General features: G+C 76.1%; 2 protein-coding genes (1 of these 2 only partly in view). Both read right to left on the bottom strand.

Annotated elements, in window-relative coordinates:
- Positions 1-15: 15 nt before the first annotated feature.
- Positions 16-9,015 carry an SDR family NAD(P)-dependent oxidoreductase gene (locus ACFYXE_RS11010; RefSeq protein ID WP_389311151.1) on the bottom strand — a complete coding sequence of 3,000 codons (9,000 nt, stop codon included), beginning with the start codon at positions 9,013-9,015 and terminating at the stop codon, positions 16-18.
- Positions 9,012-11,698 carry the end of an amino acid adenylation domain-containing protein gene (locus tag ACFYXE_RS11005; protein WP_389311149.1) on the bottom strand. The gene runs 20,941 nt beyond the window's last position, so the window shows 2,687 of its 23,628 coding nt (coding positions 20,942-23,628); the start codon falls outside the window, past its right edge — the gene reads right to left on this strand; it ends in the stop codon at positions 9,012-9,014. The genes ACFYXE_RS11010 and ACFYXE_RS11005 overlap by 4 nt, the downstream gene beginning before the upstream one ends.

Genomic DNA, 11,698 nt, shown 5'->3' with positions numbered 1-11,698 from the left:
AGCTCTCTTTCTCCTTCAGCTTCGCGGGGCGCGCGGCTGCGCGGTGGTCTCGGCCAGGTGGGCCCGGTTGGTCCGCAGGCGGTCCTCTTCGGTGGTGGAGGTGTCCTTGCGCAGCCGGAACAGGCGGCGCTCGATCCAGCCGTGGCGCAGCGGCCCGGCCAGGTCGGGGTCGGTTGCGGGGCCCGGCTCGTCGTACGCCGTGACGGCCTCGACCACGAACCTGTTCCGCGCGAACAGTTCGGTCCAGGTGCGCGCGGTGGGGACGCTGATTCCCGCGTCGGAGTCGGCCAAGTCGCCGCTGAGGGTGCACAGATGGTCGTCGACGAGGAGCTGTCCGCCGTCCACGAGGGCCGCGTCCAGGTGGGCGAAGAGGGTCTGCTTGTCCTCGGTCCGGGCGCAGCCGTCGATGCCGTACGCCAGGTCGTAGCGGCCGGGGAAGGGGGCGAGCGGGCCGCTGCGGTGGAACACCGCGGCCCGGTCCGCCAGGCCGTGTCCGGCGATCTGCCGTGCGGCGGCGTCGGCGAGTTCCTTGTCGCCGGTCGCGCCGTGCACGATCAGCTCCGGGTGGTCCGCCGCGAGGGCGACGAGGGGCTCGCTCCCGTGACAGGCGAACTCCAGGACGGCGCCGAGCCGTTCGAGCCCGGCATCGGCGAGCAGACGGCGGTGGCGGTGGTACGGGGGTTCGGCGACCGGGGCGGCCTGGGTGGTGGAGGACGATGCCTGCGCCACGGTGTCGGGCGAGTCCTTCGGCGGGTTCGCGGTCGCCGCCGCCGTCGTCGTCCCCGTTGACACCGTGGTCGGCTCCGACACCGTGGCCGGTTTCCCGGTCGTGGCCGCTTTATCGATCCTGGCCGGCTTCCCCGCCGTGGTCGCCTTCTCCGCCTTGGCCAGCCGGTCGCGCAGATACGCGGCGAGCGGTCCCGGCGCCGGGTGGTCGAAGACGAGGGTGACGGGCAGCCGCAGCCCGGTGGCGCGGTTGAGCCGGTTGCGCAGTTCCACGGCGGTCAGGGAGTCCAGGCCGAGTTCGACGAAGCCGGTGTCGGCCCCGATCGTCGCGGGATCGGTGACCAGGACGGCCCCGACCTGGCGGCAGACCAGATCCAGGAGCGCGGCGAGCCGCTCCGCCCCGGTCAGGTCGGCGTACCCGTCGAGGCTGTCGCCGTCCGGCGCCTCGGCGGGCGCCGTCGACCGGGGCGAGGTCCGCACGAGGCCCCGGTGCAGCGGGTGTCCCGCGCCGGACTCGGCCTGGGTGCGCAGCGCCTCGGGGTCGAGGCGCATCGGCACCTGGAGCGGTTCGTCGGCGCCGCGGGCCACGTCGAAGAGGGCGAGTCCGTCCGCGGAGGGCAGCGGCAGCAGGCCGCCGCGGGCCATCCGTCCGGTGTCGCCCTCGCTGAGGTGCCGGGTGAGGCCGGTGGCCTGCTCCCAGTAGCCCCAGGCGAGCGAGGTGCCGGGCAGTCCGTGTGCCCGGCGGTGCTGGGCCAGCGCGTCCAGGAAGGAGCTGGCGGCCGCGTAGTTGGCCTGTCCGGGGTTGCCCAGGACGCCGGCCGCGCCGGAGAAGAGGACGAACTCGGCGAGGTCCTTGTCCCGGGTCAGCCGGTGCAGGTTCAGGGCGCCCTCGGCCTTGGGCCGCAGCACGCGGGCGAGCCGCTCGGGGGTCAGCGCGTCGAAGACGCCGTCGTCCAGGTCGCCCGCGGTGTGCACGACGGTGCCGAGCGGGTGGGCGGCGGGGAGGGCGTCGAGCACCTCGGCGAGCCGTGCGCGGTCGGCGACGTCGCAGGCCACCACGGTCACCTCGGCTCCCGCGGCGGTGAGTTCGGCGGTCAGCTCGGCCGCGCCCGGGGCGTCCGGGCCGCGCCTGCTGAGCAGGAGCAGGTGGCGGGCGCCGCGCGCGGTCACCAGGTGCCGGGCGAGGAGCGCGCCGAGGGTCCCGGTGCCACCGGTGATCAGGACGGTGTGCGCGGGGTCGGGTCGGCGCGGCACGGTCAGGACGATCTTCCCGACGTGCCGGGCCTGGCTCATGTACCGGAAGGCGTCCGGTGCGCGCCGCAGGTCCCAGCTCCGGCGCGGCAGATGGCTGAGGACGCCGCGGGCGAAGAGGTCGACGATCTCCCGCAGGATCTCGCCGATGCGCCGCGGCCCCGCGTCGACGATGTCGAACGCCCGGTAGCGGACGGCGAAGTGCTCGGTGGCGACCTGTCCGGCGTCGCGGATGTCGGTCTTGCCCATCTCGACGAACCGGCCGCCGCGCGGCAGCAGGCGCAGCGAGGCGTCGACGAACTCGCGGGCCAGGGAGTCCAGGACGACGTCCACGCCGCGGCCCTCGGTGACGGTGCGGAACTTCTCCTCGAAGTCCAGGTCGCGCGAGGAGGCGAGGTGGTCGTCCGGCACCCCGAGGGCGCGTACGGCGTCCCACTTGCCCTCGCTCGCGGTGGCGAAGACCTCCGCGCCCAGGTGCCGGGCGAGCTGTACGGCGGCCATGCCGACGCCGCCCGCCGCCGCGTGCACGAGGACCGCCTCGCCGGAGCCGAGGCCGCCCATGTCGACCAGGCCGTAGTAGGCGGTGGCGAAGGCGACCGGGACGGCGGCGGCCTGCTCGAAGGTCCAGCCCTCGGGCATCGGTACGACGGTGTGCGCGTCGGCCACGCAGACCGGCCCGAGGCCGCTCGGGAAGAGCCCCATCACCCGGTCGCCGACCGCGAGGTGCGTGACGTCGGCCCCGGCCTCGACGACGGTGCCCGCCCCTTCGGCGCCCAGCGTCAGTTCGCCGGGGTACATGCCGAGCGCGCCGAGCACGTCGCGGAAGTTGAGGCCCGCGGCCCGCACCTCCACGCGCACCTGACCGGGCGCCAAGGGGGCGTCGGCGGCGGGCCAGGGCAGCAGGGCGAGGTGGTCGAGGGTGCCGGCGCCTTCGGTGTCCAGGCGCCAGGCCGTGCCGTCGGCGGGCGGCACCAGCGCGCCGCCGGTGGCGAGCGGGGCGAGGCGGGCGACCGTGGCCGCTCCCCCGCGCAGCGCGACCTGGGATTCACCGGCGCTGACGGCGGCGGTGACCGCGGCGGGCAGCGCGGCGGTGGAGGCGTCGTCGCCGTCCACGTCGACGAGGAGGAGCCGGTCGGGGTTCTCGGCCTGCGCGGCCCGCAGCAGACCCCACACCGGGGCGTTCACCAGGTCCTCGACGTCCTCGCCGACCCGGGTGGACACCGCCCGCCGGGTGACGACGGCCAGGCGCGTCGCGGTCTGGGTGTCGTCGGCGAGCCAGCCGCGCACGAGGTCGAGCGCGCGGGCGGTGGCGTCCTGGATGCCGGCCGCCGGGTCGTCCGTGGCCGCGGCGTGCAGGGACACCAGCGCGATCTCGCCCGCGCCGTCGGCGGCCGCCTCGGTACCCGCCCGGCGCAGCGCCGCGGCGAGCCCGAGGTCGTCGGGCCCCGCCGTGGTCCACGGGAGCGCGGGCGCGTCGGCCGGCGCGAGCGGCGTCCAGTCCAGGCGCAGGAGCTCGTCGGGCAGGGCGGGGCGGGCCGGGCCCTGCCGTGCGCCGCCGGCCGGGCGCAGCACGAGCGTGTCGAGAGCGGCCAGCGGCCTGCCCGCGGTGTCGGCGACGATCGCCGCGACGGCGTCCGTCCCCGCCCCGGTCAGCCGTACCCGGACCGTGTCGGCCCCGCCGCCGAACAACCGCATTCCGGACCAGGAGAACGGCAGCAGTCCCCCGCCGTCGCGGACGAACCCGCCGAAGCCCATGGCGTGCAGGGCCGAGTCGAGCAGCGCGGGGTGCAGGCCGTAACGGGCCGCTTCGGCCCCGTCGTCGAGGGCGGCCTCGGCGAACACCTCGTCGCCGCGCCGCCACACGGCGCGCAGCCCGCGGAACGCCGGGCCGTACGCGTAACCGGCGTCGGCCATCAGGCGGTAGTAGTCGTCCACCGGGACGGACTCGGCGTCGGCCGGGGGCCACACCGCGAGGTCGAATCCGGCGTCGGCGTCCTCGGCCGTGAGCAGCCCGGCCGCGTGTCGTGTCCAGGTCCGCGCGGACACGTCCGGCCCGGTGTCCTTGCCGTCGTGGTCCGCTCCGCCCCGGTCCGTCCCGTCGGGGGCCGGCGAGTACACCTCGACGGGCCGGGCGCCGGTGGCGTCGGGGGCCCGGACGACGAGCTGCAGCCGGGCGCCGCCCTGCTCGGTGAGGGTGAGGGGTGCCTCCAGGGTCAGCTCCTCGATTCGCCCGCAGCCCAGTTCCCTTCCGGCGTGCAGCGCCATCTCCACGAAGCCCGTGCCGGGGAAGAGCACGGTGCCGGACACCGCGTGATCGGCGATCCAGGGGTGGGTGTCCAGCGACACCTCGCCGCTGAACACGGTGCCGCCGTCGGCGAGCGGGACGGAGGAGGCGAGCAGCGGGTGCCCCGCGGTCCGCCGCGCGTCGGCGACGGCTGCGGGCGCGGCGGCCCCGACCCAGCAGGACCGGCGCTCGAACGGGTACGTCGGCAGGCCCGGCTTCCGCGCCGGGACGCTCTCCGGCCCGTCGTACAGACCGGTCCAGTCGACCGTCGCGCCGCGCACCCACAGGTCGGCCACCCGGCCGAGGTCCCGCTCGCGCAGCGCCGCGTCGAGCCCCGCCGCGTCCGGCCGGCCCGCGACCGCCGCGAACACGGCGTCCCCGGCACGGCCGCGGCGCCAGCGCGTCAGGTGCCCGCGCAGTTCCTCGGCGCCGGACGCGAGGACCGCCAGACGGTGGGTCAGGTCCACGCGTCCGACCTGGAGGGTGTACGCGATGTCCGTGAGGTCGGCGGAGGGCTGCCGGCCGAGGAAGTCGAGCCAGATGTCCACGTACGCGCCGAGCCGTTCCTCGGTGTGCGCCGAGAGGACGAAGAGGACCGGCCCGCGCCGGGCCGCCCGGGTGCGCGGCGGGGGTTCGGGGGCCTCCTCGACGACGACGTGCGCGTTGGTGCCGCCGCCGCCGAGGCCGGTGATGCCCGCGCGGCGCGGCGCGGGCACGCCGTCCACCACGACCCGGTCCCACGGCACGGGGTCCGGGGACAGTGCGAAGGGCAGCCGGTCGATGTCGATCGCCGGGTTGAACGCGTCGGGCAGCCGCGTCGGCGGCAGGGTGCGGTGCTGGAGGGCGAGGACGACCTTGAAGAGCTGGGCCATCCCTGCGGAGGCCTCGCCGTGGCCGATGTTGGGCTTCAGGGAGCCGATGCCGAACCGCCCCACGGTGCCCGGCCGGTCCTCGAAGGCCTGGGTGAGGGCCGTCATCTCGACGGCGTCGCCGATCTCCGAGCCGTTCGCGGTGGCTTCCACGTAGCTGACCGTCCGCGGGTCGACCCCGGCGTCTTCCAGGGCCGCCCCGATCACCTCGGCCTGTCGCCGGGAACTGGGGCTGGTGAAGCCGATGGTGCGGCCGTTGTGGTTGACGGCGCTGCCCCGGATGACCGCACGCACCGGGTCGCCGTCGCGCAGCGCCTGGCGCAGCGGCTTGAGCAGCACCGCGCCGACGCCCTCGCCGGGCACGATCCCGTCGGCCGCCAGGCCGAAGGACGCGCAGTCGGAGCGGTCGGAGAGCAGGCCCACGGTGGCCAGTTCGACGTACGTCGAGGGGTGCAGGTAGAGGTTGACGGCTCCGGCGAGGGCGAGGTCGCAGCGGCCGGCGCGCAGGCTCTCGACGGCCTCGTGCAGGGCGACGTGCGCGGAGGAGCAGGCGGTGTCGACGGCCTTGCTGGGGCCGCCCAGGTCGAACTGGAAGGAGACCCGGTTGACCATGTCGCCGAACGAGGTGCGGGGCATCTCCAGGCGGCCCTCGGCGCCGAGCCGGGTGAAGCCGTGCTTCGCGCCGCCCGCGAACACGCCGATCCGGCCGCGTACGTCGGCGGGCATCTTCGAGGGGGCGTAGCCCGCGTCCTCCAGGGCCGTCCAGCACTCCTGGAGGAACAGCCGCACCTGGGGATCGGTGTTGCGCGCCTCCGGCTCGGTGAAGTGGAAGAGCGCGGGGTCGAACCGGTCGAAGTCGGCCAGGAACGCGCCCCACTTGGAGTGCGCCTTGCGCACGACGTCGTCGCCCTCGGGGTGCGGGTCGTAGTGCTCGCGCCAGTCCCAGCGCCGGTGCGGGATCTCGGTGACGGCGGAGCGGCCGTCCATCAGGAGCCGCCAGTAGCTGTCGCTGTCGGGGGCGTCGGGGAAGGTGCCGCTCATACCGATGATCGCGACGGCGCCGTCGAGCGCGTCGGCTTCGGTCTCGGCCGCCGCGTCGGCGTCGGCCTCGGCCTCGGCCTTGGTCTCGGTCTCGGCTGTCGCGTCGGCTTCTGCCTCGGGTTCCGTTGCGGGGTTCGCCTCGGCTGCTGTCTCGGGCCCCGCCTCCGGCGACGGCTCCGGCGTGGGCTCCGGCATGGGTGCCGTTTCCCGGGCCTTCGCGTCGGGGGCCGGTTCCTCGTGGGCCGGTGGGGCGACGGCCGCCGTGCCGTCCCGGCCGAGGAAGGCCCGGCACGCGTCGGGGAAGGCGCCCGTCAGGTGCCCGGCCACGTCCTCGACCTTCGCGAACTCGAAGAAGAGCGTGCGCGAGGCCGCCGGGAACGCCTCGCTCAGCAGGCTGTTGAGGCGGGTGCGGGTGATCGAGTCGATCCCGAAGCGGTCCAGCTGTTCCCTCGGGTCGACCGCGTCGTCGCCGTCGGTGCCGCCGGTGAGTTCGGTGGCCAGCGCGGCGATCCGGTCCTCCATGGCCTCCAGCAGCCGCTCCGGGCGCTCCTCGGCGGCCTGCGGCCGCTCCGGGCGCCGGGCGGGAGCCTCGGCCGCCGGGACCGGGCTCTCCGCCCGGGGCGCGGCCGCGACGGCGGGCGGCGCCGTGGTGGCGGCCGCGGGGATGCCGTGGTGCGTCGGCTCGAACGGATAGCCCGGCAGCGGCACCCGGTGGGGCGTGCCGTCCCCGTGCAGTCGCCGCCAGTCGACGGGACCGCCGCGCACCCACAACTCCGCGACCCGGGCGAGCTTGCCGCGCTCCAACCACTTGCCGACGGCCTCGCGCAGCTCGTCGTCGTCCCCGAAGAGCCGGACGACGTCACCCCGCGCGTCGACGTCGCCCGCCCAGCAGGTGTCAGGGAGCTCCCGCCCCGCGGCCAGGGCCCGTAGCCCGGAGAGCAGTTCGGCACGGTCGCGTACGAGGAGCGCGGCGCGGGACGGGAGTGCGGCGCGGCCGAGCTGGAGGGTGCGGGCCACGTCGGCCAGCGACGCGGGCGCGGCCCCGTCGGCCACGGTCCCGGCCGGGTCGGCGCAGCCCTGCGCGTCCCCGTCCGAGGCGAGCCGTGCCAGCTCCGCGGCCGTACGGCCCGCATGCGGGGCGTCGGCGTCCGGGCGCGGTCCGAACGCGGTGTCCAGCGCCTCGCCGATGCGGGCGAACTGTTCCGGGCGTACGCCGTAGGAGTCCAGTCGCTCGTCCGGGTCGATCTCGGCGGGATCCACGCCCAGGACGCCCGCGACCAGCTCGCACACACGCGCGGCGGTCACGGGGCGGGCCGCGGGGCGCGGCGGGACGGCGGTGGGGGCCTCCTCCAAGTGCTCCGCGAGCACGCGTGCGTAGGCGCGCAGCCGCTCGGGGGTACGGGCCGACAGCGGGACGAGCCGGGGTGTGCCGTCGTCGATGCGGCCGGGGCCCGGGGCGAGGGGGACGTACTGCTCGACGACCACGTGCGCGTTGGTGCCGCTGTGGCCGAAGGAGTTCACCGCGGCCAGCAGGGGCGTGTCGGCGGGCGGCCAGGGCCGGGGGGTGTCGTCGGGCACGAAGGCCGAGTCGCCGAAGTCGATCAGGGGGTTGAGGGTGCGCAGGGTCGGCAGGCCGACGAGCCGGCCGTGCCGCATCGACAGCAGGACCTTGATCAGTCCGACGACGCCCGCGGGGGCGCCCGTGTGACCGATGTGCGCCTTCGCGCTGCCGATGGCGCAGAACTCCCGCTCGCCGGTCAGCCGCCGGAAGGCCCGCACCAGTGCGTTGGCCTCCACCGGGTCGCCGAGGGCGGTGCCGGTGCCGTGCGCCTCGACGTATCCGACCCGTTCGGCGGGGATGCCGAAGCGCCGGTAGGTGTCGACGACGAGCTCTTCCTGCGCGGTGCCGTTGGGAGCGGTGATGCCGTTGCTCGCGCCGTCCTGGTTCATGCCGGTCGCGCGCACCACGCCGTGGATGTGGTCGCCGTCGGCCACCGCGTCCGCCAGCGGCTTGAGCACGAGGACCGCCACCGCCTCGGAGTAGACGGTGCCGTTCGCGTCGGCGTCGAAGGTGCGGCACTGCCCGCTCGGCGACATCGCGCCGCTCTCGACGAGGAGGTCGAGGCCGCGGGCGTCCAGGCCCGCGTTCACGCCGCCGACCACAGCCAGTGACGACTCGCCGGAGCGCAGGCTCTGGCAGGCCAGGTGGACGGCGGCGAGGGAGGACGAGCAGGCCGTGTTGACGACGAGCGCGGCGCCGCGCAGGTCGAGGAAGTAGGACAGCCGGGACGCCACGAGCGCGTCGGAGGCGCCGGTGAACGACTCGTGCGGGTAGCCGGTGGGCTCGGCGCCGATGAACAGCCCGGTGCGGGAACCCGCCAGGGACGTGGGGTCGAGTGAGGCGTCCTCCAGGGCGTGCCAGCTCTCCTGGAGCAGCAGCCGCTGGTTGTGGCTCATCAGGTCGGCCTCGTGCGGGCGGATGCCGAAGAACTCCGCGTCGAAGCTGTCCCGTTCGGTCAGCGCGCCGCCCCAGCGGTAGCCCCCGGGGTCGTCCGCGGCGACGTAGTGGTCGGGCAGCTCGCCGTAGCCGACCCGGCCCTCGGTGAGGTTGTGCCAGAACGCGCGGACGTCGGCGGCACCGGGGAACTGTCCGGCCATGCCGACCACGGCGATGTCCAGCATCGGCGAACGGTCGGCGGATTCGTGCCGGTCCCGGCCGTCGCCCGCCGGGGTGGGCGTGCCCGGCCCGGCGCGGCGTGCGTCCAGCAGACCGCGTGCCTGCTCCGCGCCGACCGTGCCCCTCGCGTATCCGTCGAGGATGTCGCGGAAGTCTGCGCTGCTCATCGTTGCTCCCTCGTGGCCAGTTCGGCGTCGAGCAGGTCGAGCACGTCGGCCGCGGAGAGCTCTCCGGCGGCGAAGCGTGCCTCCAACCCCGCGATCAGGTCGTCGGATGCCGCTGTCATGGGTGTCCCTGGAGGCGTCGGTGTCTCGGGTGCCGTCGGCGCGGCGGGTGGCGCTTCCCGGAGCAGCTCGGCCAGATGGCCGGTCAGGCGCTCGACGGAGGTGAACTCGTACAGCGCGGCGGCGTTCAGCTCGATACCGAGTTCCTCGCCGATCCGTGCGACGAACGTCGAGCCGGTGATCGAGTCGACGCCGAGGTCGGCGAACGCCGTCGACGGCGACAGGTCCGCCTGCGGCACGCGCAGCGTCCGGGCCAGCCGCTCCACGAGCAGCCGCCGGATCTCCGGACGCCGGTCGCCGCGGCCGGCCGGGTCCGGTCGCGAAGTGTCCTGCTGGTGCGGGCCGGTGGTCGTCCGCCCGGGCGTCGTGCCCGCGGGGCGGGCCGTCGCGGGAGCCGCCGCGCGCATCCCGACGACCTGCCGGTGCCGGTCCGCGCGCAGCAGGCGTACCGCCGTGTCGAAGCAGGCGGCTCCCTCCTCGTCGTCGAGGAAGCCGAGCCCCGGGTAGTCCTTCGCCGCCTCGCCGAACGACGCCCGCCAGGCACCCCAGTTGACGATCCCGACCGGGAACGGAGCGTCGGGGCCGACCGAGCGGGCGAAGGCGTCGGCGGAGGTGATCCCGGCCGCGTACGCGGCGTGGGTGCCCGCTCCGCCGAACGAGAAGGCCTGTGCGGAGGAGAAGTAGAGGAGGAAGTCGAGCGGCTCCTCGGCGACCGCCTCGTACACGTTGCGCGCGCCCTGGGCCTTGACCTCGTAGTGCGCGCGGAACTCGTCCTCGCCGAGTCCGGCGAGCGCGCCGGGCGCCCCGGTGATGCGGGTGGCGCCCGCGAAGAGCACGCCGTGGATCTCCCCGAGGAGCGCCTTCGCACCGGCCATCGCCCGGCGTGCCTGGTGCGGGTCGGTGACGTCGCCCTGGACGTAGCCGACGCGGTCGCCGTACAGCGCCTCGCGGACGGCGGGGTCGCTCTGCGGCCTGCGCCCGACGCAGACCACCTTGGCGTCGTACCGGTCGATGAGATGGCGGCTGACGACGCGGCCGACGAATCCGCTGCCGCCGACCACCACGTAGGTGCCGCCGGGCCGGATGCCGGGCAGGCCGGGGCGGGCCGCCTCGGACGGCTCCACCGGGCGCACCTCCTGCCGGTGGCGGCGACCGCCGCGCAGCGCCACGAGGTCACCGGCCGGGGACGGGGGCTCGGCCGCCACGGCGGCGGCGACGGCCGCGCGGCCCCCGGGCGTGCGCAGGTCGGTGCCCGCCACGTCGAGGTTGCGCACCGCGAAGCGGCCGGATTCGCGGGCCACGAAGTACGCGAGGCCGGCCAGGCCCGCACCGTGGGGCGTGCTGCGCTCACCGGCCACGGACTGGGTGTCCTGGGTGGTGACCCAGAGGCCGGTGGTGCCCTCGGGTGCGGTCCGCCGGACGGCTTTGACGACGCGGAGCAGGGCGAGTTCGGCGGCGGCCGCCCGCTCCTCGGCGTCCGGGGCCGCGCCGGTCACGAGGTGGACGCGGTCGGGGGCCGGTCCGTCGAGGTCGGAGAAGCCGTCGAGCGGGACCTCGGTCACCGCGGGGGCTCCGCCGCCGTGCCGGTAGTGCTCGGCCAGGGCCCCGGCGAGTGCGGCTCCCGGCCGGTCGGCGACGATCAGTACCCGGCTCGGCGCAGGGCCGGCCGCGGCGGGCGCGGGTGTCGCGGTCCAGCGCGGCACGGTCAGCAGACCGGGGGGCGGGACGACCGGCGCCTCGACCGGGGCCGCCGGGGCGGCCCGGCCGGCTTCGGCTGTCGGACGCGGGGCGTCGCGGCGGCCGTCGGTGGGCACCCAGTGCCGGTCCCCGGCGAAGGGGTACGTCGGCAGGGACACCTTGCGCGGCGGCGCCTCGCCCGGGGCGGCGGGCCGGGCCTGCCAGTCGACGGTGCCGCCGTCGGCCCAGTGCCGTGCCGTGGCGTGGAGGTCCGTCGTGCCCTGCGCCGGGGGCGTCCCCCGGGTGGCGAACGCGTCGAGCTGTCGCGTCAGTTCGGCGGTGTCCCGGACCACGAAGGCGACGCGTACGTCCCAGGCGACGCGGCCGGTCCGCAGGGTGTGCGCGAGGTCGCGCAGCGCGGGCGCGGTGCCGTCCGCCGTGGCCCCGGCGAGGGCGTCGCGGAGCCGGGCGGCACTCTGCCGCAGCTGCTCCTCGGTACGGGCCGACAGCGGCACGAGCACGGGCTGCTCGGCGGCGGCGGCCGACGGGGTCGCCGCGGTGGACGGTGCGGGGGCGGCGGGCACGTACTCCTCGAGGACGATGTGGGCATTGGCTCCGGTGGCCCCGAACGAGCTCAGGCCCGCGCGTCGCGGGCCCTCCGGCGGCGCGGGCCAGGCGACGGTGTCGCGCTGCAGCCGGAACGGCGTGTCGGCCAGGCCGAGCAGCGGGTTGACGGTCTGCGCGTGCAGCGAGGGCACCAGCGTGCGGTGGTGCAGTTGCAGGACCGCCTTGGTGAGGCCGGCGATGCCCGCGGCCGCCTCGGCATGGCCGATGTTGGACTTCACCGATCCCAGCGCGCAGAACCCCTTGTCGGCGGTGTCCTTGGCGA

The sequence above is a fragment of the Streptomyces sp. NPDC002564 genome (genome assembly GCF_042889645.1).
GTDB lineage: Bacteria > Actinomycetota > Actinomycetes > Streptomycetales > Streptomycetaceae > Streptomyces.
Note: the sequence above shows the minus strand (reverse complement) of the source record. Positions and strands in the feature narration are given on the sequence as shown.